This window comes from Mesorhizobium sp. M1A.F.Ca.IN.022.07.1.1 (genome assembly GCF_003997575.1).
GTDB lineage: Bacteria > Pseudomonadota > Alphaproteobacteria > Rhizobiales > Rhizobiaceae > Mesorhizobium.
In genome coordinates this window covers 1-26,257 of sequence record NZ_RZST01000002.1, presented here as the reverse complement: position 1 = coordinate 26,257, position 26,257 = coordinate 1, and the positions used below count along the sequence as shown (strand labels likewise).

12 protein-coding genes and 7 pseudogenes are annotated in these 26,257 nt (G+C 57.8%); 16 read left to right on the top strand and 3 right to left on the bottom strand.

Features of this window, described 5'->3' with window-relative positions; genetic code table 11:
- Positions 1-235 precede the first annotated feature (235 nt).
- The 6 genes and pseudogenes from EOA75_RS00675 to EOA75_RS00650 all read left to right on the top strand — a co-directional run.
- Positions 236-339 (top strand): annotated as a pseudogene (locus EOA75_RS00675) (aminocyclopropane-1-carboxylate deaminase/D-cysteine desulfhydrase family protein); the annotation flags it as partial.
- A 351-nt stretch (positions 340-690) separates the two neighbouring features.
- Positions 691-1,407: an SPASM domain-containing protein gene (locus tag EOA75_RS00670; protein WP_240992583.1), complete on the top strand. Its 717-nt coding sequence runs from the start codon at positions 691-693 to the stop codon at positions 1,405-1,407.
- Between the two features lie 1,060 nt (positions 1,408-2,467).
- Positions 2,468-3,724 (top strand): diaminobutyrate--2-oxoglutarate transaminase, encoded by a 1,257-nt coding sequence (gene ectB / locus EOA75_RS00665; RefSeq protein WP_127323358.1) that lies wholly within the window; start codon positions 2,468-2,470, stop codon positions 3,722-3,724.
- Complete coding sequence (locus EOA75_RS00660) at positions 3,717-4,556, top strand: hypothetical protein (RefSeq protein WP_127323357.1); 840 nt, start codon at positions 3,717-3,719, stop codon at positions 4,554-4,556. Before ectB (EOA75_RS00665) ends, EOA75_RS00660 begins: the two co-directional genes overlap by 8 nt.
- 1,021 nt (positions 4,557-5,577) lie before the next feature.
- Complete coding sequence (locus EOA75_RS00655) at positions 5,578-6,507, top strand: 2-oxoglutarate and iron-dependent oxygenase domain-containing protein (protein WP_127323356.1); 930 nt, start codon at positions 5,578-5,580, stop codon at positions 6,505-6,507.
- A gap of 177 nt (positions 6,508-6,684) precedes the next feature.
- Entirely contained in the window at positions 6,685-7,104 is a 420-nt protein-coding gene (locus EOA75_RS00650; protein WP_091599435.1) for a DUF2267 domain-containing protein, read from the top strand.
- 554 nt (positions 7,105-7,658) lie between these two features.
- Here EOA75_RS00650 and EOA75_RS00645 read toward each other — a convergent pair.
- Positions 7,659-9,332 carry a GMC family oxidoreductase N-terminal domain-containing protein gene (locus tag EOA75_RS00645; RefSeq protein ID WP_281058515.1) on the bottom strand — a complete coding sequence of 558 codons (1,674 nt, stop codon included), beginning with the start codon at positions 9,330-9,332 and terminating at the stop codon, positions 7,659-7,661.
- A gap of 1,275 nt (positions 9,333-10,607) precedes the next feature.
- Here EOA75_RS00645 and EOA75_RS00640 point away from each other — a divergent pair.
- The 3 genes and pseudogenes from EOA75_RS00640 to EOA75_RS00630 all read left to right on the top strand — a co-directional run.
- Entirely contained in the window at positions 10,608-11,888 is a 1,281-nt protein-coding gene (locus tag EOA75_RS00640) for an FAD-binding oxidoreductase (RefSeq protein WP_127323354.1), read from the top strand.
- Positions 11,889-12,362: 474 nt separating this feature from the next.
- Entirely contained in the window at positions 12,363-13,694 is a 1,332-nt protein-coding gene (gene ectB / locus EOA75_RS00635; RefSeq protein WP_127323353.1) for a diaminobutyrate--2-oxoglutarate transaminase, read from the top strand.
- 143 nt (positions 13,695-13,837) lie between these two features.
- Positions 13,838-13,945, top strand: a pseudogene (locus EOA75_RS00630) (IS481 family transposase); the annotation flags it as partial.
- A gap of 88 nt (positions 13,946-14,033) precedes the next feature.
- Here the strand turns inward: EOA75_RS00630 and EOA75_RS34765 are convergent.
- Positions 14,034-14,310: pseudogene (locus EOA75_RS34765) on the bottom strand (helix-turn-helix domain-containing protein); the annotation flags it as partial.
- Positions 14,311-15,894: 1,584 nt separating this feature from the next.
- Here EOA75_RS34765 and EOA75_RS00620 point away from each other — a divergent pair.
- The 3 genes and pseudogenes from EOA75_RS00620 (at position 15,895) to purU (ending at position 18,512) form a co-directional block, all read left to right on the top strand.
- Positions 15,895-16,644, top strand: coding sequence for an electron transfer flavoprotein subunit beta/FixA family protein (locus tag EOA75_RS00620; protein WP_023797241.1), 750 nt, complete (start codon positions 15,895-15,897; stop codon positions 16,642-16,644).
- A 19-nt stretch (positions 16,645-16,663) separates the two neighbouring features.
- A pseudogene (locus tag EOA75_RS00615) lies at positions 16,664-17,592 on the top strand (electron transfer flavoprotein subunit alpha/FixB family protein).
- A 40-nt stretch (positions 17,593-17,632) separates the two neighbouring features.
- Positions 17,633-18,512: pseudogene (purU, locus tag EOA75_RS00610) on the top strand (formyltetrahydrofolate deformylase).
- Between the two features lie 281 nt (positions 18,513-18,793).
- Here purU and EOA75_RS34430 read toward each other — a convergent pair.
- Positions 18,794-18,924 (bottom strand): annotated as a pseudogene (locus EOA75_RS34430) (IS630 family transposase); the annotation flags it as partial.
- A 469-nt stretch (positions 18,925-19,393) separates the two neighbouring features.
- On the opposite strand from EOA75_RS34430, the gene ectB (EOA75_RS00600) reads away from it, so the two are divergent.
- The 4 genes and pseudogenes from ectB (EOA75_RS00600) to EOA75_RS00585 all read left to right on the top strand — a co-directional run bounded on the left by ectB (EOA75_RS00600) (position 19,394) and on the right by EOA75_RS00585 (position 26,198).
- Positions 19,394-20,692 (top strand): diaminobutyrate--2-oxoglutarate transaminase, encoded by a 1,299-nt coding sequence (gene ectB, locus EOA75_RS00600; RefSeq protein WP_127323352.1) that lies wholly within the window; start codon positions 19,394-19,396, stop codon positions 20,690-20,692.
- Positions 20,693-20,866: 174 nt separating this feature from the next.
- Positions 20,867-22,408, top strand: a complete 1,542-nt coding sequence (locus tag EOA75_RS00595) for an aldehyde dehydrogenase family protein (RefSeq protein ID WP_127323351.1) — start codon at positions 20,867-20,869, stop codon at positions 22,406-22,408.
- A gap of 346 nt (positions 22,409-22,754) precedes the next feature.
- Positions 22,755-24,476: a GMC family oxidoreductase N-terminal domain-containing protein gene (locus EOA75_RS00590; RefSeq protein ID WP_281058514.1), complete on the top strand. Its 1,722-nt coding sequence runs from the start codon at positions 22,755-22,757 to the stop codon at positions 24,474-24,476.
- Between the two features lie 607 nt (positions 24,477-25,083).
- Positions 25,084-26,198, top strand: a pseudogene (locus tag EOA75_RS00585) (IS5 family transposase).
- Positions 26,199-26,257: the final 59 nt, after the last annotated feature.

The following is a 26,257-nucleotide window of genomic DNA, read 5'->3' as shown; positions in this document are numbered from 1 at the left end:
TTGCAGAACTCAGCACGCCATTCCGTCTTAAGCGACTGACGCATGAGTGATGTGTGTCCAAATCTGACAGCCGTCAGAAAACATGTCGGGTTCAAAACAGCGGAGCGTCTTGGGCCTGTCGGGCTTTTCGAAGCCCATCACGCAGTAACTGCGCGCCAGGCGCACTGGCACGGCCTTTGCTGGTCGAGGTGCGGCAATATAGGGTGAGGGTTGACCCGCATGAGAACACGGAACTCGCTCGATGAAAGGGGTGATCGATCTCATCCAGAAAGCTTCTTTCCGGCGGGTTCGAGGGTGCTGTGCGCGCATCTCGGCGATGGGCCAGCGATCACCGGTTGAGGCTACATCTCCGGAGCGAGTGATGCCTCGAAAGATGCAATGCTGTCTCTGGTCCGACGCGCTCGAAGTTTGTGAGGAGTCGGCCCGGCAAATCGGCGAACCGGGCGGCTTAGGCTGCCAAAAGGGTAGATGGCCGCGTTGCCTCAGTAGATCAGCAGGCGGTGCCAGAAAGCCAAAGGCACACCATCGTGGCGCTTCGACGTAAGTAGATGGGAGTCGTCACCAGTGATTTTGCCGGAACTTCGCTTAGCAAACACAGCCGGCAGGGTTTTGGAGATAACGACGACCACGGGATGTGTCGTAGGATGTTCATATTGTCCCCAGGACAAGTTCGCGGTCCGGCAAAGAAAAGTGTCTCATGCGAGTCATCTGGGTCTTGAAGATTTCAAGCGGTGTCTAGCCCGCGTACCGGCTTCCGTCGACATTGGTTTTGCGGGATACTCCGAACCTTGGCTCAATCCGGACTGCACCGAAATGGTGGAGCACGCCTTCGCCAAAGGCCATGGCATCAGGATTTTTACGACGCTGGTGGGAATGAACGGGCAGGACCTGCAACGATTGCAAGCCTTGCGCTTGGGCGTATTCGTGGTTCATGTTTTCGATGATGGCACCTACATGAACAGCCGCCTGGTCGGAGACAAGTATCGCGATCTGGTTCGTCAACTCGTCGACGCGGATATCCCCTTGATCCGGTTCGTGGCTTTGGGCGAGCCCCACCCAGATATAGCCGACATTATTCCTACCGAAGCACTGATAAAAGCGCGGCCCATGAGCAGTAGGGGTGGAAGCGTCGACCCTAAGATCGTTGCACCACGCCAGCCAGTGGTCGGAGCCCTAACCTGCGTGGACGAACGACAGTATCGGAATGTTCTTCTTCCAAACAGCGACGTTACCCTGTGCTCCATGGATTTTGAACGGCGTCACGTATTGGGCAACCTTCTATATGAGGGTTACTCCGCTCTGTTTGAAAAGCCAGTTTTTCGCGAAATCGTCGACCGCATGAATGGAGCGGATGGTTTTCTGCTTTGCAGAATGTGTGAATTCGCCGACCCAAACGACCGGACCTGAGTGGATGCCGGCCGAGAGGGCGTACCTGGCAATCCGGATGGCCCCACGGCACATGCACCTGCCGGCGAGGCGATCGTGTTTTCACGTTACGCGAGCATGATCCCGTAGGCGCGGCAGTGGGCCTCGACCATTCCGAGACGAGTTCATCGAAAGTGGTCTTCGGCTTCCAACCGAGCTTGTCGGCCTGCCTGCCTTGAGGTAACGCCGATCACAGGTCAACCTCGGTCGGACGGAAACAGCGTTGTCGATCCCGATCAGCGCTTGATTGCTTACTCACGGCCCACCTCGTCAACGCCTTTACCCTCCCAGACTATCTCCTTTTCGACTCGCCTGAAGGCAGCAGCCCCAGCTGCGGCCGGGGATGGTTGCCGTCGCGGTAGTGGACGTTCTCGAAACCGATTCGGCCCTTCGCCAGCGCGTCTCTCGGTTGCTTCCGCCTGGCCTACAAACGGGCTTTCCGTCAAGGGCGCCCACGGCGGCCCGCCCTCTTGACCCGGCGGCTCGGGCCAATCATCTCGCGCAAGAGATCGGAATCCGCAGTCTTCTCCAAGAGAGCGCGGCTTTCGCTCTGTCATCGGTCATCAAATAGTTTCTTGAATCAGGTTGGTGTCCGCAGCCCGAGGTTGAACGGCGAATATTGATGGCCGCCGCAAAGCCGCTCGCTCGCTACGGCGCTATTGAGGAGCGCGCTCGCGAGCGGCTTCGCTACCGCCGAGCTACACAACCTCTGGCGACGCGACCCTGCTAATCGTCCTTGGACCCATTCATTGTCCGGAGGCGCTATGGGTAGCGATGGGTGGGTACGTCAACTACCTGATGCCATAGTAGCGGTGCTTTCGCGGAAGCTTTAGAAACCATCCTGTTGCAGCACATTCTCCGAAGGCATCCGAATGGAGGGCAACGCAACCCAACAATATTCGATGAGGATCCCGGCATCACCAGACCAACCAAAGCTTCCTCCGGCATTCTGCTCTCAATGTTAGATGACGAACATCTACCGCAAACCACTAGCCATTAAACAGCTCTCTTCTTTGAACGACCTATGTGCAGAGGACTCAATATGAACACCGACCCTTTCACGGCCCATGAGTCCAACGTTCGTCGCTATGGCCGGTCGTTCCCCGCGGTCTTTGCGAGGGCACTTGGGGCCACCATCTGGGACGAGTCCGGTAACGCATATATCGACTTCCTAGTTGGGTCCGGGGCGCTCAATTACGGGCACAACAATCCGGATATCATGGCGCCGGCGATTGAATATCTCGTCGGTGAGAACATTCTTCTGTCACTTGATATGCATACGGCGGCAAAGCGTGACTTCATTGAAGGGTTCGTCGATTGGATCCTGAAACCCAGAGGTCTTTCGTACAAGATTCAGTTTCCCGGGCCGACCGGCACGAACGCCAACGAAGCGGCGCTGGCGCTGGCGCGAAAATACACCGGCCGCTCGAGCGTCATGGCCTTTACGAATGCGTTCCATGGCATGTCGCTCGGCTCTCTGGCGGTGTCGGGCTCGGCCTCAACCAGGGAACTGGGCGGCGTTGCTCGCCACGATGTGATCCGTGTTCCCTATGACGGCTATCCGAGCCAAGCTTTCGATTCCGCCAGTTACATCGACCACGTTTTGAGCGACCCGGGGAGCGGCATAGAAAAGCCTGCCGCAATTATACTGGAGACCATCCAGGCAGAAGGCGGCATGAACGCCGCGTCCGCGGCTTGGCTCACGGAAATTCAGCGCATTTGCCGTACTCACGGCATTGTTTTTATCGTCGACGATATTCAGGCGGGTGCGGGCCGAACTGGCGACTTCTTCTCATTCGAGTCTGCAAAAATCGAACCGGATATTGTGTGTCTTTCTAAGTCCCTAAGCGGTTCAGGTAGTCCGTTGTCCATCGTTCTGATTCGACCCGACTTGGACATATGGAAGCCCGGAGAACATAGCGGGACCTTCAGAGGAAACAATTTCGCCTTCGTGACGGCAGGAGCCATGTGCAAGATGTGGTCGGATAGGAAATTTACTGCAGGTGTCGAGCGGACAGCCGTCAGGCTGCAAACGCACCTCGATCGCCTGGTTGCGAAATTTCCAAGGTACATCGAACAGAAGCGCGGCCGCGGTCTGATGGCCGGCCTGAAATGCCGTTCACCGGCAGTTGTCGGCCGCGTGCACGATGTCGCATTCGAAAATGGCCTTCTTATCGAATCCTCGGGGCCAAATCGCGACGTTATCAAAGTCCTCCCGCCGATAACCATCACCGATGCCGAACTCGATCGTGGCATCACCATCCTTGAACACGCATTACAGGAGCAAGACAATGCCTAGTCAGATATCTCAAGTGCCAGCCATCTCGCCGGTTTCGATCAAAGAACGGACCGGGTCGATCAACACGGCGGAGGTCATCTCGGTCCTGAAAGGTGAGCTCACCGCTCTGCACATCAAGCAAGCTTTCAGCACCGAAGTAGCCGAGGAGATCACTACGAACTTTATTGGAAGCTCCGGTCTCAGAGAGCGTAAAGATGGTGTGCCCGGACAATATGTCGGCGCATCTCACTACAAGAAGGATGCAGCCACATATTTCGCAGACGCCGAAAACGCGCGGCCGTACGTCGATGCCCTTTTTAAGAATTTGGTTGACCCGGTTCGAGCAGTATTCGGGGCGTTGAAGCGAGAGCTTCACAACCAGGGCATCGAATTGCGGCTGGCCCGTTCCGAACACGGCCAGGCCAATGTTTGTCGCGCTCTCAGTTGGTCAGGCAGTGGCACGTTTTCCTTGGATCCCCACGACGATGTCGCTCAAGTCTTACGTGCTGGCGATGATTACGAGCTTTCTGCGGTGGCGCACAATACGGTCGCAGCGCTCAACCTCTATCCCAGCATGCCCGAGAACGGGGGCAATCTGAGGCTCTGGAGCCATAAGCCGACAGTTGCGGACCGAAAGTCGCAGGGTGTGGAGACCACTGGATATCCCTATTCGGCAGCCTATCTTGAGGCCGTCCCGTGCCGCGAGTTCCAGCTCAAGGCCGGGGATATCGCCCTAATCGATGGCGGCTTCGTTCACGGGGTTACCGGTCAATCAGGCGACGGAAAGCGTCGCCTGGTGCTGAATTGCTTTTTCGGATTTGCCCGGCCTGATCTTGTTCTCTGGTGGACCTGAAATAGGAATGTCGCAGCGACCGACCGGATTTAGCCGGCAGTTAAAGCGTGAACATCCTTCGTCACGGGGGACTTGCCACGGGCTATTTCCTCTATCTGCAATTAGAGTCCATCCTAATTGATGTAGAAAGAAGATCACTCGTGGCGTGAGTTCCAACGAGGACATCGTTGCTTGCAAGGTGCCGGCCTCCGAAGCAGGGAAAGAAACATGGGATCGTCGCACGAATTCTTTCTTGCGAAGCGCGACGACTGCGGCGTCATAGCTTTGACCGGTTGAAAAGCCATTGACCATCCCACTGAGATGAACGCCTTGGATCCCTCGCCTCCGGCCCCGTCGCGTGCGTAAAGCGTCTGCCCTGGTAAGTCAGCACGGTAGAGATTGGGCCGGAATATTCTCATGCATCATGGCGCGCCACCTCCCGTCGAAAGCACTATCGATCTCGCCGTGCCAAGACCGATCTCCCCGCGTGACTTGACCTCGCTATCCGCGGCTGACGGCTTGGGTGGAAGGCACCATCGACACACTTTAAAGACGGCTCAATATAATAATGAAACAATCTTAGATTCTCAGTTTTTGAAAGATTTCTCGAAAGGTCGCTCCGATTGAGTGAAAGCTGGCCTGATTCCTGGTCGCCCCGCAGAGGAGAGGCCGAATACCTCGCGAGCAATTGCCAGTCTGTCTTACGGCGGGAAAACTCAAACGTCAGTTCCTGTCTGGTTTGCTCTTGAAACAGAAGTCCATGACGGCAATAAGCTTCGCATACCAGGAAAGAACTTAGCGCCACCCATGAGGTCAAAGTAGGCGAAATCACCTATAATATTGATGTTGTTTAAAACATCAGAACGAATTTGTATTATATTTTTAACATATAAGTTCTTGAGTGGTCCCCCAATAACGTGGTATTGATCCCACGAGTTAACTGGATCAGGGGCCTCATTGTTTTATTTTACTTAGGCAGAAACTGAGTTGCGAGATTTTCCAGGAGCCCAGCAGGGGGCGCCGATACAGACGGAGGATGACTATGACCACGCTACCGCAAATCTCATTGGCGAAACTGTCTGCCGATGCGACGCGACATCAAGAGCAACAGCGCTTGCGCAATGCATGCGAGGTGTACGGGTTCTTCTACCTTATCGAGCACGGAATCCCGAAGGAACAGATCGCGGATGCCATCGACGGGTCCCGGCGGTTCTTCGCGTTGCCACTGGCTACAAAGGAACGCTTCGGTCACGCCGCACAAAACGTGCGCCCCACTATCGCACGTGGATACAGTCCGCTGTACGGCGAAATCCTGCATCCTGAGGCCGGCCGCGATCCAAAGGAAGTGTTCGATCTCGGAATCGACAACGAAGGCGATCGGCGTCCGTTTGCGGGGAGCACACTGTTTCCGGATGAGGCTTTGGCTCCTGGTTTCGCGCGAAGCCTGCTTGCCTTGCAGGCTACCGTGCTCCGCGAGGTCGTCCCGCAGCTCGGAACCGCGCTTGCCGACGTGATCGGTTTGGAACAGGGCTGGTTCCAACGGTATTTCAGCCCGCCGACGCTCGAGCAACGCGTAATCCGGTATCCAGCTCGCGGCGGCACGTGCGCTAAGCACACCGATGGTGGCTTTTTCACGCTGCTGCTGCAGGAGGAACTCCCCACCCGGTCGTTGCAGGTGTGGTTGCGCGGGCGCTGGATGCCGGTGCCGAGCCTGCCCGACAGTCTCGTAGTCAATTTGGGCGATATGCTTCAGGCTTTGAGCGACGACCGCTTCAAGAGTACGCCGCATCAGGTCGCGCACAATGGTCTGACCGACCGAATTTCGCTTCCCTTCTTTATCTATCCCGACGTCGACGCGCGCCTGACTTCGCGGGAAGGGCGCCACACCTTCAGTGTCGCGGAAATGATGCTGCGCAATTACGAGTCAGTCGAAACCGGGAATGGCGCCGGGCGCGCCCGAGAGTTGCAATAAAGTGTCCGGTGTCCTCAGGCTGCCTAAGCTCATGGGGACGACCACCTCGAGGTGACACGCTGGGAGAACTCACGCAAAATCCCGCGTCGCGCGTATAGCGCGGCGGCAGGCGGACGGAAGCCGTCTAGTCATGGTCCTTGCAGCCCTTAGACAACCTTCAAGAACAGAAAAATACTCATGTTCGTGAGTCATGATCTCACCTATGCATTGCAGGCGACCCAGAATTGGGTCAGCGATCTGGCGTGGAGACTTCGTTGGCATGATCGCGAGCGGGTTTTCCTAGCTTTGATTGCAACGCTGCACGCCCTGCGCGACTGCCTGGGTCGGGACGAGGCCGTGTACATGGGTGCGCAGCTGCCAGCCTTACTGCGCGGCTTTTATTACGAGGGTTGGCACCCCGGCCGACGGGCCATAGCCAGAAACCGGAATTCGTTTCTCGATCGGATCCACGACGGCGTCCACCGCGACCCGGCAGTGGATCCGGAAGAGGTCGCCCGCTCCGTCCTAGGCCAATTGGCGGACCGTTTGTCTGCAGCAGAGATCGAAGAGGCCAAGGCTGCAACTCCGAGAGTTCTGCATGACCTTTGGCCAACCTGAGAGACTTGTGCCCTATTAGCGTATACGCGAAGCCAACGTATCTGCATTCTGGCGATCCATCTTGACCGGTATCGCCTCTAGCGCTCCTTCACGTGTCGGATTCCCATGAGCACGAACCCGAAGTCGCCCAACCAATCATTGTGACAGCGGGCTAATCCGATCACCTCTATTGCCCAAGGCTGACGGAGTTGCGGAGTGCCTCTGGTTCACTTGAACCTGAGCCCTCCACGATCCTTCCATGTTCGCGATCGGCAGACCGACGAATTGCCGACACCTCCATTTCTGCTAGAAGCTTCAGGTCATTCATCTCTTCCAATCCCTGATACAGGAGGGCTGCTGCTTGCCCGAAGCATCGCAGGGGTTAGTAACCCGCCCCGCAATTTGTCAGAGCTGACGACTACCGTGCCGCGATACAGATTGCGATGAAGGCCTAGGCACAGCGGTATATAGACTTGTCCCGAGCAGGGCCGACTGACGCCGAGCCAATGGAGGCGCCAGAACGTCTGGGAATGCTCCGCCGAATAATGCTATCCCTTACGGCATTCACGTCTCGATTAGCGCTCATTCAGTATGGCGTGAGAGATCTTTTCAGCGACCATAATTGTTGGGATGTTCGTATTTGCTCTAGGGCAGAATGGCATCACCGACGCGTCGGCGACTCTTAAGCCCGACACTCGGTGAACGCGCCCAGACGGATCCGTGACACTAGTTGGCTCCAGAGCAGGTCCCATTCGACAGGTCGAAGTCGGATGGAAGTTTCCAAAGGCATTCTGGCGTATAAAGTGGTCGAGAAGCCCGTCGCTCTCGAGGAGGTCTGATACGCTATGACCATCGGTGATTACAGATCTTATGAGGCTTCGACGCAACCACGAGGTACTATCCATAAGCGTGGCGACAATGGAAGTGAGCCCGAAATTAAGGCGATTGTACTTGCTAATCCGCTTTGCTCGCCCAGTCCAGGTGGAAGGAAATGGGTCAAGTGCGAGCGCCACCAGCGCCTTGTGCTGAAGCAGCTGTGCTACGAACCGAAACGCCTCCTTCAACCGCTCAGCATCCCGCTTGTCGCTCAACATATTGAAATTCACCTCCGGCTCAGTAGCATGAGAAGAATTCTTGAGCGAAACCCTTCCCGTCGAGTAGGCGCGGTTGACCCAAAAAGCCAAGGTGCCGAGGCGTTTACCGATCGGATGCCACGCGGACTTGGCGAGGGCTGAGATAGCCATATCGCTCGACGGGCAGCCCTCGAAACCTGACGAGTAACGAGCATGCATCTGAATGTAGCCGGTCGCGACAGGCGCCATGCGATCGTCCTGCCTCAAATACGCCGAGATGGCGACGCCCGGGTGCTCTTGAAGATTTTTCCCGACACCCTTTATATCTGCGACAACCGGGATGCCGACGTTTAACAGCTGTTCAGCTGGGCCGATCCCGGATCGCATCATCAAGGCCGGCGAATGGATGGCGCCGGCACATAGGATAACCGTTGACGCGCTATATGAGGGCTTCCCGGTCTCACTTTCGGTCTCGACGCCAGTTATTTGACGTCCTGAACAGGTTAAACGTACCACCGTCGTCCGGGGCAGGATTGTCAGATTGGGTCGGGCTCGGACGCTCTGCGACAAGTAAGCCATTGCAGCTGAGACGCGATGACGGTTGCGGTTCGTCAATGGAACAACTGAGTGACCATCTCCAAACTCGCCATTAAAGTCTGGTCGAAAGGGTATCCCGTTATCTTCCAAAGCGTTCGAAGCGGCGCGAATAAATCCGGACCATTCTGCTTTGCTCACGCGTCTAATCGGCAATGGACCGTCGTTGCCATGAAATTCATTATTAAAATCCAGATCGCACTCTAGTCGGCGGAAATATGGCAGGACACCTTCCCAGTCCCAGCCCGTCGCACCGCAAGACGCCCATTCGTCATAGTCTCCGGGGGCTCCCCGATTAGCTACTTGAGCATTAATGCTAGAGCCCCCGCCCATGACGCGGGCTTGCTCATAGTGTGTACGCCTGCTGACATCCTGCACTATGGTTGCGCTGAGCGAGGGCCACTGATAGCGCGGGTTGTAGTAAGCCCTCGTAGGGTCGCCATCGAGGATATCATCAGGGATAGCATCGGGGCAAAAGTCAGGACCAGCCTCAATGAGCAGAACCCGACTTCCATTAGCCGATAGCCTGTTCGCCATGACGCATCCGGAAGAACCTCCACCCACAATTATATAATCGAACAAAGACGGTCCCCCGTTTTCTGCGCCCTGGAGAAGTGTCAGGCCGCGTCGATGACTTCATGTGATCGCCGACACAACTGGTCACGCCGAACCTAGGGCGCGACGGCGCTTCAGCCGGTAGCTTTGCTCAAAGGCGGTGGGCGGCACGGGCGCCTTTCCGTAGATCCAACTGCGCTCGGGGAGCGTGCAGGTCAAATCCTACTCCGACCGCACCGACCGGAAGATTCCATGATAGTTGCCGACCAATATTCCCCTCAATCTCAGGGTATTCGTCGGAATCTGATCTATCTACATTCCTGCTCCGCTTCCGACCCGTGTCATCAAGCTTTGCAAATCTGTTTAGATGGTGCAAAGACCATGATATCCACGGCGCGTGCCCAGTCCAGAACCTGCACGTGCCGAATCGGCCCGCCTCCCCACAAATCCCGGCACCGCGAATCCGCTCGGGTTGCCGAAGGTGCCCTCAGAAACCAGCGGCGCCATGACGCCATACATACGTCGACTTAAAACTAAAATCCCCCATGCATACGGGTAGGTATTACGACGTGAGCAGAACGGCGAGGCTCGATCCCCGTTGTCGCCGAGGATCGCTGTTCTCGCCCCGACCTCCTCTTAGGCGGAACGATGGTGATGTGAAGCGCGGCCCGGAAGCTCATAAGGCCGCCTCGCCACTAGTGGGAACACACGTAGGAACCAATGCATGCTCAGCAGTGGCGACTAAAGAAGAAACGAATCAATTAGCAGTGGGACGTTCCCAGGCGGCACAACGGCGAATCTTGTCCGGGTCCTCTCGACAAATTCCATCTTTCCTCGTGATTAGTGCGCCCTGGCTGCCGGCCATAACGCGGCCGGGTAGGCACCGCTTTTAGCTCGGTCTCGTGCATATTCTTGATAAGACCAGGAACCCAGACAGGATGACCGGCTTCGGCCCCTCATGACGTGGTCTCATTTCCGCAAAGGCCGGATGACTTGAGGCAACTGGATACAGCTGCGGGTGACAAAAACAGTTATAAGTCCTTAAGACAATCTTTACCCAATCTTTGCGCAAGCAGATCGCTGAGAATGCTAGATTCACTGCCAGCCTGAGCCCAGGCAAGAATTACAAATCGACGCCAGTTTACCCGCAGGCCGTCACACAGCACACGTAGACGATCCCTCGTCGGGAGGTGGCAATCATAGTCGACTACTCCCGGTTCATTTCGCCGGGTCGTCAGAGCAGTCAAGCCTTGAAAAGCGAGAGTTCTTGAAGATGTCCACAATCGATCGCGACCGGAAAGAATGCTGAACGATCGACGGTCGCATGGGCTTTGGGGGCGGACAGCTCCGCCGCCGCCTGCAACGGAGAATCTGCGAGGCAACCTTGTCGCCGATGTGGCGATCGTCGGCGCCGGCTACACCGGCTTGTCCACTGCGCTGCACCTTGCCGAGCGGGGCCTGGACGCTGTCGTGATCGAGGCAGCCGAAATTGGTTTTGGCGCCGCCGGGCGAAGCACCGGGTTGGTGAATGCGGGCCTCTGGGTGATGCCATCGGCGCTCAAGGAGACGCTCGGTCCGGTCTATGGCAGTCGCTTGCTTAATTTGCTGCGCGATTCCCCACGCACCGTTTTCGAGATCATCGACAAGCACAACTTGCCGTGCGAGCTGAAGCGGGTCGGCACGGTCCATTGTGGAGCCGATAAGAAAGGTGTTGCAGAGATCACGGAGCGAGCTCGGCAGTGGCAGGCGCTCGGCGCCCCGGTGCACATCCTCGACGCCGCGGAGACACGTGCCAAGACAGGCGCCTCGGCCTTCCCCGCAAGCCTCCTCGACCTGCGTGCCGGGACGATCCAGCCACTCGCCTATGTGCGCGGCCTCGCTGGTGCGGCGATTGCCGCGGGCGCGACCGTCTTTACGGCGAGCCCGGTCGAGCACATCGGGCGCGAGGGCCGCCACTGGCGGCTCGCCACGCAAGATGGAACCGTCCGGGCGAAGTGGGCGGTTCTTTCGACCGACACCTACACGTCGCGCATCTTCCCCGAGCTGCGTGGCGAGCAAGTGGTGCTGCCCTTCTTCCATGTTGCGACTGCGCCGCTGAGCCACAGAATTCGCCACACGATTCTGCCCGAAGGGCACGGCGCGTGGGACACCCGCACCGTGCTGACCGCCTTTCGCACAGACAATGCCGGCCGTCTCATCGTCGGCAGCGTCGGCGCGCTCCGCGGCACCGGAACCGTGATCCATCGCAACTGGGCGCGGCGGCGTATCCGGGCGCTCTTCCCGCAGATCGGTGAGATCGAGCTGGAGCATGAGTGGTACGGTCGGATCGGCATGACGAACGACCATCTGCCCCGCCTTCACTTCCCAGCGGAAAATATGATCGCGCTGACGGGCTTCAACGGACGAGGCATCGCGCCGGGCACCGTGTTCGGCCGCGAGCTCGCCCGCTATATCAGCGGCGAGCTGCGGCTCGATGGGATGTTCCTGCCCGTGTCCCCGGCGCAGAACGCCCCCTTCCGGGCCATCAGAGAGGGCTACTATGAGCTCGGTGCGCAGATCGCGCATCTGCCGCCGAGGCGCTGATCCCGGTGGCGGGCGCGCACAAGCCTCGCCACGCCGGCAGGCGGCACTAGGGCGCAGTCACGCGTTGGGCAGGGAGGTAACGCGGCTGGCCCCGCGAGTTCTGGCCGACATGGACCGGAAAAAGGCCGGGCGAAAGCTTGACATCATCAATATGAAAATCCGCAGATCGGATCCCAGACCGGTCGGCGCGCTTTCAAGCGGCACCCACTGAGCGGTTTGTCCGATCTCGCCTCGACGTTGCGGCTGAAACTGAGGACGGCATGGCCTGCAAGGACCAGCAGTCCACCGTATTATAAAAATCGCAAATCTTTAACTCGACGAACGCTCATTTTGGGAGATCATGGGGCCATGTCTCTGACCACTCATGAACGCGAACCCGGCGCCGTCATGCGGAGTTTGTTCAGAGCTACGATATGTCGACTCGCAACATAAACGCCGCGTACCCATCAGACTCTCATCCGAAGGAATTCGCATATGAACAAGAAGACCGCCGCTAACGACAAGAAACTTGCGCCTTCGAGCGATGCGAGCATCTCGATTTTTGAGCGTCTCGAATCCGAGGTACGCGGCTACATCCGGTCGTTTCCGGTCCTGTTCGATCGCGGGGTTGGCACCAGCCTTATAGCTGCAGACGGTCGCGAATACCTTGACTTTTTCGCGGGGGCAGGCGCCCTCAATTACGGGCACAATAATCCGGCCTTCAAGAAACCGGTGCTGGACTATATCGAGCGGGACGGAATTGTGCACGGGCTCGACCTCGCTACCAGCGCCAAGAAGGCATTCATCGAGGCGTTCGAGCGGTACATTCTGAAGCCACGTGGTCTGAATTATAAACTGCAGTTTACTGGTCCCACAGGTACGAACGCGGTCGAGGCTGCACTAAAGCTGGCTCGCATAGTGACCGGCAGGTCAAACATCGTCGCCTTTGCCAATTCGTTCCACGGTGTCAGCGCTGGATCGTTGTCGGCGACCGGAAACAAGAAGTATCGAAGTGCCGCAGGTTACCCGCTCGCGCACGTCACATTTTTGCCTTACGATGGCTATCTCGGCCCGTCCGTTGACACACTCGACTACTTCGAGAAGCTGCTCAATGACCCTAGCAGTGGCCTCGATAAACCCGCCGCGGTCATTTTGGAAGCAGTCCAAGGTGAGGGGGGGATCTATCCCGCTAGCTTTCAATGGCTGCAGCGGCTCCGTGATCTGACCAAGCGACACGAAATCTTGATGATCATCGACGATATCCAGGCCGGCGTAGGTCGCACGGGAAGATTTTTCAGTTTTGAAGCGGCTGAGATCGTGCCGGACATCGTCACTCTGTCGAAGTCCTTGTCGGCGATCGGCACGCCGATGTCCCTCGTTCTTCTGAAGCCTGAACTGGATGTTTGGTCACCTGGCGCGCACAGCGGTACCTTCAGGGGCAACAACCTGGCTTTCATCGCTGCTCGTGCGGCTCTTGAGACTTATTGGGCTGACTCCAAATTCGAGGAAGAAATCGGACGCAAATCCGCCATTCTGGCTGAGGAACTCAACTCAATCATAGACGATTTCCCCAACCTTGGCCTAAGTGTACGGGGCCGCGGACTGATGTACGGACTCGTATTTCAGAAGCACCACTCATTACCTGTGCAAATCTCGCGGGAAGCTCTTCGTCGCGGCTTGGTGATCGAGACCTGTGGCGGGCAGAATGAGGTACTGAAATTTCTTGTTGCTCTCACCATTGCCGAGGCTGACCTGCGCCGTGGTCTGTCAATCGTTCGCGACAGCATCGGCGCTGTGCAGAACAGCATGCCGAAAGGCTCGCCGTGACCATGGCGAGAACACGCAAGCGCGCATCAACGTGGGCTAATATATCGGGCTGCAAAAAGAGCTCCCGATACGGCCCTGCGGTCGCTCGCTTCTTTTAGATGTTTTGCTTCCAGCGCTTTGATGGTTCAACATTTGTCATCTTAATCAAAGGATGCGCTACGGGCCGGATTCTGCATGGGTGCGCCACAACGACAGAGGCGATCCGTCGAGCGATGCAACAAAGTCGAGCGAGTCCGAAAACGCTTTCCAAGCACTCTTAAGTGGTTATGGTGGGTCTCTCCAAAACGGGTGCGGAACATTCTCATTCTAGGGACTTTGCGATTATGTCGATGGGGATCATTCCCCTTGCTGCTCGCGCTCGTAGCGCACCACCGGCTCGGCCGGCTCCAAGTTCGCTGGTCGCGAAAGGCCCGCGCGTGCAAGACCCGGTTCACCGTCGCCGGCGAACGCCAACCTCATGCGCGATGTGCTGGCCGGTGCAGCGCTGTCGCCGCAACGCAACGATCCGCTCGAGATCGGCTGGTCGGTGGCGCTGGGCTGTGCTTGGGTCGTGACGAGCGGTCAGCCATGCCGGCCCGGCCCTCGGCTTGATAGCGCTGACCCAACGAGACCGCACAATTCAACGCCGCCGGGGCTGGGTACGGCTGCCGCCTGTGACAGACTGCGCCATTTCCTCTCGACCAGCGGCGTCGACAGGCATCCTTATGGACTTCATTCGACCTCCGGCGAATCTGACGCGTTGTCCCGAAAAAGAAGCGCAGCGCGACGATGCGCGCGCGTTGAAGGTGGGCGGAGTAATGCCCGCGGTGGTGATGTGCAGCTGATAGGCGCGCTGGTCATCAAGGTGCGGCAATGTCCGGAGATCGCTTCAGCGGATATGAGCCTGCTGGCTTGTCCCCCGACCGCCGGATGCGCATGTCTTCGATCATCCGCTCGCGCAGCGGGGTGGTTCTCTCCTTCGTCGTGGAGACCTCCTGTCTGATAATTGGGAAGAACCACAATCGTCAGCCAGGAGCGCAAACTCAATGCACGGCGTTCAGCTCATCGCTGTACCCTCACCACGCGCGCCAGTGCCGCGCGAGCGGCTTAAGTAATTAGTCCTTGGGTCACGATTTCACTTGAGCTCGCCAGAGTGAGCGTTTGAAAAGCGTCAGAACTGCTCTCTACGCTGGTCGACTTATGCGCAATCTCCTCATTTCTCGATCTCGAGGAGGCGCGGTCGGCGATCGGTGCGGCATGCTACGTCCGGGTCGAGTATGTCGATTGCGGGCTGAGGAGAACCTCGCGCCGATGCAGACGCTTGACAGGCCCGGACGCTTGCTCGGGGCTGCGTGGCGTGGAGATACGCGGCTGATCGACAATGTCGAGATGCCATTCCCGACCAGGAGCCATCACACGCACCCGGCTGGAGGAAGATCACGCCCTGCCATGACTTCGAACCGAGTGGTGCGACGAACTGGACTCGCGGTGAGCTTTCAGAATTTGTCCACCAGCCGCACAAGAAGGCGGCGCTCGGCTTGCCTCGCTCCTGTTCTGCACTGAATTAACAGGTAGTGGCAATTTTGAACCTGGGAGGATATGTTCGACTCCAATTCGCTGCGCCGCCGGAATGTGGAGGTTCCGTCTGGTTTCACGGTGCGCTGGGGGCGCGACGGGGATTTCGCCCATCGACCGCAATGACGTCGCTATGGGTAGAAACCGCTTACCGCCGCCTCGAACACGGCGCGCATATCTTCAGCGGTCGAATCAACAACAACGCAGAATGAAATCGTCCTCCACTCGAATTAGCACAATCTCTGCGAACCTCGCCGCTTACTCTGTCCAGAGTGGGATGGCTAAGCCGTTATTCGGCATGCGAAAGCGCTGATGCAGAAGCTCCTGCTGACCGAACTTTCAAAACACCCTGCTGCGAACCGCTGAATAACCAAACGAGGATAAAGATGATCACGAACTCGCCTTTGCGTCCTCGTGAACTTCCAGTTCGCACAATCACCAGATTGTTGGTGGAGAAATCGCGGTAACGAGCGTGGCGGTTCATCTCGCAAGAAACGGCAAAAAGGATGTCGTGATCTTAGAGCGAAGCACCGTCCTCCGGCACCACCTAGCATGGGAGCTGACCGTTTGGCGGGCAACCTACATTTGGGCGTGGCGATATTTTCCGTAAGTATGTTGCAAGACAGCACAAGAAACGAGAAATGAGATGAAGATCCTTGTGCCCGTGAAGCGGGTTGTGGATGCGAATGTGAAGGTTCGTGTGAAGGCTGACGGTTCGGCGGTGGAACTCGCCAACGTCAAGATGGCGATGAACCCGTTCGACGAGATCGCGGTCGAAGAGGCGATCCGGCTGAAGGAGGCCGGCAAGGCGGAGGAGATCATCGTTGTCTCGATCGGGCCGCAGCAGGCGCAGGAGACCTTGCGCACCGCGCTCGCCATGGGCGCCGACCGCGCCATCCTGGTCAAGACCGACGAGCAGACCGAACCGCTGGGTGTCGCCAAGGTGCTGAAGGGCGTGGTCGAGGCGGAAAAGCCCGGTCTCGTCATTCTCGGCAAGCAGGCGATCGACGACGATTCGAACCAGACCGGCCAGATGCTGGCCGCACTTCTGGGCTGGGCGCAAGGCACTTTTGCCTCCAAGGTCGTTATCGATGGCGACAAGGCCAAGGTGACGCGCGAGGTCGATGGCGGCCTGCAGACGGTGGAGCTGAAGATGCCGGCGATTGTCACCGCGGATCTTCGCCTCAACCAGCCGCGCTATGCCTCGCTGCCCAACATCATGAAGGCCAAGAAGAAGCCGCTCGACGAGAAATCTCCCGCCGATTACGGCGCCGACGTCAAGCCGCGGCTGAAGGTGATCAAGACCGAGGAGCCGGGCGGCCGCAAGGCGGGCGTCAAGGTCAAGAGCGTCGCCGAACTGGTCGACAAGCTTAAGAACGAAGCCGGCGTGCTGTAGGGCTGGGAAGGGACAAAAGATGACAATTCTTCTGATTGCCGAACACGACAATGCGACGCTTTCCGACCAGACCGCCAAAGCGCTTTCGGCGGCACTGCAGATCGGCTCCGACGTGCATGTGCTGGTCGCCGGCAACGGCGCCAAGCCGGCAGCGGACGCCGCCGCCAAGCTCAAGGGCGTGAGCAAGGTGCTGCTCGCCGAAGCCGACGAGCTCACCGAGCGTCTCGCCGAGCCGCTGGCGGCGCTCGTCGTCGGCATGGCCGGCGCTATGACACGATCATCGCGCCGGCGACCTCGTCGGGCAAGAATGTCGCGCCGCGCGTGGCAGCCCTGCTCGATGTCGCGCAGGTGTCGGAGATCATCGAGATTGTCTCGCCCGACACCTTCAAGCGGCCGATCTATGCCGGCAACGCCATCCAGACGGTGCAGTCGAGCGACGCCAAGAAGGTGATCACCGTGCGCACCGCCTCCTTCCAGGCTGCACCCGAGGGCGGTTCAGCCCCGGTCGAGACGGTTCAGGCAGCAGTCAATCCCGGCCTGTCGAGCTTCGTCGAGAACAAGCTTTCCGAGACCGACCGTCCGGAGCTGACTTCGGCCAGGATCATCATCTCGGGCGGCCGCGCGCTGGGCTCCTCGGAGAAGTTCCAGGAAGTCATCCTGCCGATCGCCGACAAGCTCGGCGCCGCCGTCGGCGCCTCTCGTGCCGCAGTCGATGCCGGCTATGCGCCGAACGACTGGCAGGTCGGCCAGACCGGCAAGGTGGTCGCACCCGATCTCTACATCGCCGTCGGCATCTCCGGCGCCATCCAGCATCTTGCCGGCATGAAGGATTCGGAGGTCATCGTCGCCATCAATAAGGACGAGGAGGCGCCGATCTTCCAGGTCGCCGACCACGGCCTCGTCGGCGACCTTTTCGTCATTCTGCCGGAACTGCAAAAGGCGCTGTGATCTCCCGAATTCAATCACCGGCAGCAATGGAAAACAATCCATGAAGCAATATGTTCTGACGGTCTCGTGTCCGGCCGCACGGGGAATCGTTGCTGCTATCTCGAGCCCTCGCAGCTCAAGGCTGCAACATTGTCGACAGCTCACAGTTCGATGACCTTGATAACCGGTAAGTTCTTCATGCGCGTCTCCTTTATCAGTGAGGAGGGAGCCGAACGGAAGGCAATTGAAGAGGGTTTCCACCCGATTGCGGACCAGTTCTGCATGTCATGGAATTTGCATGACGGCACGCATCGCATGAAGGTTTTGTTGATGGTTTCGAGCTTCGGACACTGCCTGAACGATCTCCTCTACCGTTGGCAGATCGGTGCGATGCCGATCGATATCGTCGGCGTGGTCTCCAACCACCTGACATATCAGAAGGTGGTCGTGAACCACGATATTCCTTTCCACCACATCAAGGTTAGGAAGGAAAACAAGCCGCAGGCCGAGGCACAGCTGATGCACATCGTCGAGGAGACGGGGACAGAACTCGTCGTGCTCGCCCGATACATGCAGATACTCTCCGATGCGCTCTGCCATAAGATGTCCGGCCGGATCATCAACATTCATCATTCATTCCTGCCGTCCTTCAAGGGCGCGAACCCCTACAAACAGGCTTTCTAGCGTGGCGTGAAGCTGATCGGCGCTACGGCGCATTACGTTACCGCTGATCTCGACGAGTGTCCGATCATCGAGCAAGATGTTGCCCGAATCACAGATGCGCAGAGCACTGAGGACTACGTTTCCATCGGCCGCGATGTGGAAAGCCAAGTATTGGCCCGCGCTATTCACGAGCATATCCACATCGCACCTTGATCAATGGGAACCGAACAGTCGTTTTCCCGGCAAGCCCGGTTCTCACCGTTCCGAGGATGGGCTGAAATGGCATCCGGATGACGGAAGGAGATCGCGGAATTGGCATCAATTGCCATCACAAACGCGGCATCACTGATTGAGACGTGAAGACCGGCGTGAAATCTGCTTGTCGGTGATAGTCGCCGGGACGATCCGGCAAGTCCACCAAACCATCAGGCATGCGCGCTCGAACCTCGTTTGTTGGGTCTTCGCCCAATCGGAAGCGGATAGCTTCGGCAGCCAGTTCCGAGCCGCCCAACCATCTTCAGCGTTGCTCCTCGAGCAGCCCGAGCATGAAGAGGCTTCATGCGTCATGCGCATCGAGGCTGGAGGCCCCGCGGCGGCCCTGCGGGCGTGGCGCCAATTGCCGATCTTCGCCCGCAGCGGATCCCTCGACACTCCCACGCCGAACGGCGCGGCTGCTTGCCGCGCCGACATGCCCTCGTCCTCGCCTTCCAAGACGCGCGACTATATTCCCGCTCAATGCTCTTCCCCAACGCCCAGTTCTATCGGGGTGGATTTTGAGTAGGTACAAAATGCAGTTGTCAAATTACAATCGATTCATCGATCACAGGACGCGCTCAAGGTTCCTCCTGATAAGCTCTCTGAGACCGACCGTGCGGAGCTGCTCAGCAGGATCATCATCTCGGAGGCGTCGCGCATAGCTCCCTCGCAATAAGTAAGTCATCCCGCCCGTTTTGTAACTGGCGAACCCGGCACAAAGCCCGATTGTTCGGAATCTGCGCAAGTGGCTAAAGAACGCTGATTTCCTGCGGTCGCGGGTCCATATTTCGCTGAACCCGGGCTGCGGGACGAGCTACGTTGCAAGTAACGGCACTGGCCGTCCTCTTCACATTTGAACCAGCTACTGCCTTGCAGGCTACTCAACTCGAAGGAGTCCTCCTTTATGAACCAGATTGCCAAAGATGTGAGCCTCGCACTCTTCGACCGCATGGAGTCTGAAGTGCGTAGCTATGTCCGCTCATTCCCGGTCCTGTTCGATCGGGGAGTTGGCACCACCCTCACAGCGGCAGACGGTCAGGAATATTTAGACTTCTTCGGTGGAGCGGGTGCGCTCAACTACGGCCATAACAACCCAGCCTTTAAGCAGGCCTTGTTAGACTATATTGAGCGCGATGGGATCGTGCACAGCCTTGATCTCGCGACAACAGCCAAGAAGGGATTTATTGAAGCTTTCGAGCGCTATATCCTGAAGCCGCGTGGCCTGACGTACAAACTGCAGTTCACGGGTCCTACAGGTGCCAATGCCGTGGAGGCGGCGCTGAAGCTGGCTCGTCAGGTAACGGGTCGGTCGAACATCGTGGCGTTTACGGGATCCTATCACGGGGTCAGCGCCGGATCCTTGGCGGCGACCGCGAATAAAGAGATGAGGGCAGCCGCCGGCTTCCCGCTCGCTCACGTGACGTCGTTGCCATACGAGGGTTATCTCGGGGATTCGTTCGACACCATCGACTATCTTGAGAAGCTTCTCGCGGATCCGTCAAGCGGTTTTGATAACCCTGCCGCGGTCATCCTCGAGGCAGTTCAAGGGGAAGGAGGTATCAATCCTGCCAGTGTTGAATGGTTGCAGCGGTTGCGTGAGCTAACTTCGCGGCATGGGATTGTATTGATCCTGGATGACATTCAAGCTGGTGTCGGACGCACGGGAAAATTTTTCAGCTTCGAACCATCTGGCATCGTGCCAGACATCGTTACCTTGTCCAAGTCGTTGTCGGCATACGGGACGCCGATGGCTCTAGTTCTAATCAAGCCCGACCTGGACGTTTGGAAGCCCGCCGCCCATACCGGGACATTCCGGGGCAACAATTTGGCTTTCGTCACTGCTCGCGCGGCACTTGAAACTTACTGGTCCGATTCAAAGTTTGAGGATGAGATCGCTCGCAAGTCCGCGATCCTAGCTACCGAACTTGCATCTATCGCCGCCGATTACCCAGCTCTCGGGCTGAGCGTACGAGGCCGCGGCCTGATGTATGGACTCGTTTCACCAAAAGATCACTCGTTACCTGCGCGGGTTTCGAAGGAGGCCTTCGCTCGCCATTTGGTCTTAGAAACCGCTGGCTCATACGGTGAAGTACTAAAGTTCATGCCGGCCCTCACCATAGCTGAGGCTGATCTGCGTCGGGGCTTGTCAATCATCCGCGACATCATACGAACGGTGCAGGACAGCACGGCGGCAAGTCTCTGAAAGAAGAGGCGTACGGCAAAAATAGCACCGATCGGTTGCGTTCGCAGGGCTGGTCGATGTCCGCCCTAATGTGTTTTCGTTTCTTGTCGCGGAACCATCGGAACCGTTCTGCCCCAAGTGGCGCACGTCAGTACTTCGATCTGGATGATAGTTGAGATTTGGGAGAGGACTTGGATGGCTGGCGCAGAAGTAATCAAGAATTATATAGACGGTGAGTGGAAAGATTCTTCGTCCGGCGGACGGATCGAGGTTGATGATCCTTCAACTGGGGAGACGATTGCGGTCGTTGCTGAGGCCGGGCCTGAAGAAGTTCGTCTCGCCGTTGCTGCCGCCAACCGAGTTTTTCGCGACCGCATTCTGATAGACATGCATCCCTACGAGCGGGGACGAATGCTCTTTGGTGTGGCAGACGCGCTCGAGGCGCGGAGCGAGGAGATCGCGACCATCAACTGCATCGAGACGGGCAAGGCGTTGGACCTTGCCCGGGGTGAGGTTCGTACCGCTATACGATACCTGCGCTACTATGCTGGCCTGGCCGATAAGCTAGAAGGTCGATCAATCCCTCGCGGCGCCGAGTTTGTCGACTACACCGTCCGGAGCCCCTTTGGTGTATCGGCCCAGATCGTGCCCTGGAATGGCCCCCTTGAACTAACGGCTCGTTCGTTTGCTTGCGCCATTGCCACCGGCAACTCAGTCGTGGTGAAGTCTCCGGAGTTGGCTCCCTTGTCCGGGGTCGAGTTTGCGCGCGCCTGTGAAACCGCGGGGTTGCCTGCCGGAGCCATCAACGTGATCACCGGCTACGGCCAGACTGCTGGCCAAGCGTTGATCGAGCATCCCGATGTTGGTCACATCGTGTTCACAGGATCCACAGCAACTGGGCGAACGGTGCTCAAGGCCGCCTCGGAACGCATCGTCCCATGTATCATGGAACTTGGAGGCAAGTCAGCTGCAGTGGTATATTCCGACGCGGATCTCGATGCTGTCGCAGACGCTGTGCGTATCGGAACCTATCTGAACGCCGGTCAGAATTGCAACAACTTAACAAGACTGCTCGTTGAACGATCGATCGCAGACGAACTGTTGGAGAAAGTGAAAGCGTGCGTCGAAGGACTAACCGTTGGTCCGGGGCGAGAAAATTGTGACATCACACCCATGATCTCCCAGAAGCAGCGCAAGGCGGTCGAGGGAGCCTGTGAGATTGCCGTTTTGGAGGGGGCACGCGTCGTAACCGGTGGAGCCGCACTTTCGGAGCGGAGCGGCTATTTCATGGCCGCTACTGTTTTTGCAGATGTCAAGCGAGACAGTAATCTCTTCCAGAAAGAAGTATTCGGTCCCGTTCTCGCGGTAACTGTTTTCGATGACGCAGTTACGGGGATCGAACTAGCAAACGATACCGACCAAGGGTTAGCAGCTGGCGTGTTCACGCGGGATATCGACCGTGCTCTATGGTGCGCCGATCGCCTTTGGGCTGGCCAAGTGTACGTGAATGGCTGGTACGTCGGCGGCGTAGAAACACCATTCGGCGGAGTCAAACAGTCTGGCTACGGCCGGGAGAAGGGGCAGGAAGCACTTGATGGCTACGTCCAGACGAGAAATATCGGCATCCGAATCTCGCCGCCATCATCCGGTGAAGGCAGCAGGGCCCAGCGCAGCACCGTCACGCGCGATCAGGTACCTTCTCAGCCAATTATGTTAAGCGATCTTGTTCAGCCGTAGCGGTGAAGTCGAGATAATTGCGGCATGCTTCTCCGTGCTTTGCTCGCGTGGCGCCTTCGCGATGCATGCGTCGTGGCCACGCGCAATGCGCGCTAGCACGCACACTATCGGCAGCAGTGCGTGTTCGTGCAATCGCTTCCGAAAAAACTGAGGTCGTTGTGCGGGTAAAACTCGCCCGCGTCTCCGTTGAGGCTGGCTTCGATGGTTATAGACTCCTTCAGTGCTGGCGGGGGAAATTGGCATCTCTACGCAGTACTACAGCCGAAGAGCACATTCTGCGGACGCCACAGAAGATTGCAGCTTCACTGCTAATAACGGCTCTCTTTGCAGGTCGTCACTGTAGATTGTGCTAATTTTTCTCTCGCAAGATGGGAGGGGTCGGTTGCTTTTCGACTATATAATTGTGGGTGGCGGCTCATCCGGATGCGTCATGGCCAACAGGTTGTCGGCCAATGGCAGTCGCGTCCTGCTCATAGAGGCTGGTCCTGACTTTCCCCCGCACGCTATCCCTGAGGATATCCTCGATGGCAACCCCACGCGAGCTTACTATAATCAACGGTACCAATGGCCGTCGCTTACCGCAGCGGTTGCGCGAAATAGCAACCGACGTGTCCACTATGAGCAAGCTCGTGTCATCGGAGGAGGCTCCAGTATCAACGCACAGGTCGCCAACCGGGGCGGCCCTGCCGATTATGATGAGTGGGCGTCCACCGGGGCAACGGGTTGGGATTGGGAAGGCGTCCTGCCATATTTCCGCCGGCTTGAATGCGATCTGGACTTTCGCGATCGCTTGCACGGCAATAGCGGGCCGCTGCCGATTAGCCGTGCCGATAAGGGAGAGTGGTCAGGGTTCGTCAACGCGGTGTCGACTGCTTTTGAAGACGAGAATATACCCTACCGGCCAGACTTCAACGGTGAGTTCCGCGATGGCCACTCAGTTGTTCCACTCACAAATCTCGCCCGTCGCCGCGTATCAGCTGCGATGGCCTATTTGCCAGAGAGTGTCCGCGCTCGGCCAAACCTAATAATATTGTCTGAGACCACGGTCGTAAAGTTAACCTTTTCGGGTCTCCAGGTAACTGGCGTTGATACTGACAGTAAAACTGGCCGACCATCCTATATCGCTCAAACGGTTATCTTATGCGCTGGCGCTATTCATTCACCGGCGATACTGATGCGATCCGGGATTGGCCCAGGTAAGGCTTTATCAAAACTCGGCATTCAAGTCATCGCAGACGTTGAAGGGGTCGGAAAAAATCTGCAGGAGCACGCCGGGGTCGCCATATCGGCGTACTTGAAACCGAAGGATAGGATGTTGCCGACCGCGACAGGATATATCCAGATGCATGCTCGATATTCATCCGGTCACGACGGTTGCCCCCCTACCGATATGGCCGTCTCGGTTCTGGCAAAGTCTGCCTGGCATCCCGTTGGCAAACGTCTAGGGACGCTCAATTTCTGGGTTAATCGCGTCTACTCGACAGGAACTGTTTCGCTCGTAAGTCCCTCTCATCTCGCTGAGCCTGAAGTGAATTTTGAAATGTTGAGCGACGAACGCGACGCGGAGCGGTTGAAGAGCGCGTTTCGATTCATTGCGAGACTGATTAGTCATAAGGCTCTGGTGAATACTGCGCTCGATCCTTTTCCTTCTACCTGGACGGGACGAGCAAAGCGAATAGGTGCGTACAACCGTTTGAACTACGGTCTTACATCCTTTCTGGCGGCGCTTATGGATAGTTCCTCGGCGCTTCGTCGAAGCCTTATCAGATTTGCAATCACAGACGGTCGCAGCATCTCAGACCTTCTAGCTAATGACGAGTTTCTTGATCGCTTTGTAAGGCAAAATGTCTTCGGGAACTTTCATCCAACTTCAACTTGCAGAATGGGATCTGCTCAGGATCCGACCAGTGTGACGGATCCGTTAGGCCGCGTTCATGGACTATCGGGTTTAAGAGTTGCCGATGCGTCGGTAATGCCATTCTGTCCGCGAGCAAACACGAACATCCCTACGATTATGATTGCCGAGAAGATGAGCGACGCCATACTGCACGAGCGGGAGCAGCAATGAAGGTGTAGGTTGTCGGGTAAAATTCGATATGATATCCGGCCGGATCGCGTTGCTTGTTCCCGCGACATGTAACGCAAAAACCAGGGATCCCACCCACATCTCGGCAGCCATGTTCTATATCGAAAGGTCCCAATTGTTTGCGGCGGCCGCGACGCGCACGATCCTGGAAAGGCTTGAGAAGTCAATGGCCTTACATAGACACGATCGGTACCCGTGCGGGCGCGAAACGGTACAAGGAAATGCGGCTCGTACTCCAAACGGCTCATCGGCACCTCACAAAAAAATGCATCAAATGGGGTCTGACCACACCAGTGGCGCGCACCATTCTGAGCACAGCGACCGTGGTTGCCACTGCCTCCGGCTCAGCTTTTTCCATATTCGGGTTGGCTCAGCTTGAGGTCCCGCTGTCATCGTGACCGTTAAGCATGTTAATTGATCGCACGTTTACACGAATACAGCTGCCAATGGGAGGGGGCATCAAATGCATGAAGTACCCGAAGGGTTCTAGTCACCGCTGCCAGCAAAGGTCTAGTAGGGGTTGAAAAAGGCACTCGCCACTGGACCGCAGTGGTGATTCACTGGCTCCGAAGGGATTCGGAGGTGACGAGTGCGCGGCGGCGACGATCGAACTGGCGAACTGTTCAGCTATGTGGACCTTGACGCGCGGGTTCGGCGCAATCATCCATTGCGGGCGATCCGGACGATCGTGAATGAAGCCCTGTCGGCGCTGGAGCGTGAGTTCGCGGCGCTTTATTCGCCGATCGGACGGCCATCGATCTCGCCGGAGAAGCTGCTGCGGGCGATGCTTTTGCAGGCGTTCTATACGATCCGCTCGGAGCGGCTTTTGATGGAGCGGCTGGAATACGACCTTCTGTTCCGCTGGTTCGTCGGCATCGGCGTCGACGCCGCGGCCTGGGACCATTCGGTGTTCTCCAAAAACCGTGACCGGGTGCTGGAGGGCGACATCGCGACGAAGTTCCTTGCTGCGGTGCTGGCGCAGCCCAAGGTTAAGAAGCTCCTGTCCACGGATCACTTCTCGGTCGACGCACGCTGATCGATGCCTGGGCTTCGATGAAGAGGGTCAAGCCAAAGGACGGTTCGGGTGAAGGCCCGGGGAATGGCTTGGGCGAGCCGCCAACTCAAGGCGGCGGGCGCAATGCCGAAGCGGACTTCCATGGCCAGAAGCGGTCGAACGATACGCATGCCTCGACCACCGATCCCGACGCCAGACTCTACCGCAAGGGTAAAGGCAAGGAGACGAAGCTGTGCTTCATCGGGCATGGGCTGATGGAAAACCGCCACGGCCTGCTGATCGATGCCTGCCTGACGCTGGCCGGCGGACATGCCGAGCGAGTGGCGGCATTGCACATGATCGAGCCCCGCGCCGACCGGCCGCGGGCGATCACGCTTGGCGCCGACAAGGCCTATGACGCGGAGGACTTCATCAACGAGTTGCGTTCGATGAAGGTGACGCCGCATGTGGCGCAGAACACCAGCGGCCGCCGCTCAGCCATCGAGGGCCGCACGACGCGGCACGGCGGCTATGCCGTCAGCCAGCGTATTCGCAAGCGCATCGAGGAGGCGTTCGGCTGGATCAAGACGGTCGCCGGTCAGGAGAAGACCAAGTTGCGCGGCCGCGACCGCGTCGAGTGGGGCTTCACCTTCGCAGCCGCCGCCTACAATCTGGTGCGATTGCCGAAGCTCATGGCGGTGCCGACATGACCGCGCCGGCGGGCTGCCAACTGATCGGCCGCTGGCGGATCGTCGAGGCCGACCTGTGG

Excerpts from the sequence above, each read along its gene's own strand:
- ectB (WP_127323358.1), top strand. The coding sequence starts at position 2,468 with ATGAACACCGACCCTTTCACGGCCCATGAGTCCAACGTTCGTCGCTAT.
- EOA75_RS00660 (WP_127323357.1), top strand. The coding sequence starts at position 3,717 with ATGCCTAGTCAGATATCTCAAGTGCCAGCCATCTCGCCGGTTTCGATC.
- EOA75_RS00655 (WP_127323356.1), top strand. The coding sequence starts at position 5,578 with ATGACCACGCTACCGCAAATCTCATTGGCGAAACTGTCTGCCGATGCG.
- EOA75_RS00650 (WP_091599435.1), top strand. The coding sequence starts at position 6,685 with ATGTTCGTGAGTCATGATCTCACCTATGCATTGCAGGCGACCCAGAAT.
- EOA75_RS00640 (WP_127323354.1), top strand. The coding sequence starts at position 10,608 with ATGCTGAACGATCGACGGTCGCATGGGCTTTGGGGGCGGACAGCTCCG.
- ectB (WP_127323353.1), top strand. The coding sequence starts at position 12,363 with ATGAACAAGAAGACCGCCGCTAACGACAAGAAACTTGCGCCTTCGAGC.
- EOA75_RS00620 (WP_023797241.1), top strand. The coding sequence starts at position 15,895 with ATGAAGATCCTTGTGCCCGTGAAGCGGGTTGTGGATGCGAATGTGAAG.
- ectB (WP_127323352.1), top strand. The coding sequence starts at position 19,394 with ATGAACCAGATTGCCAAAGATGTGAGCCTCGCACTCTTCGACCGCATG.
- EOA75_RS00595 (WP_127323351.1), top strand. The coding sequence starts at position 20,867 with ATGGCTGGCGCAGAAGTAATCAAGAATTATATAGACGGTGAGTGGAAA.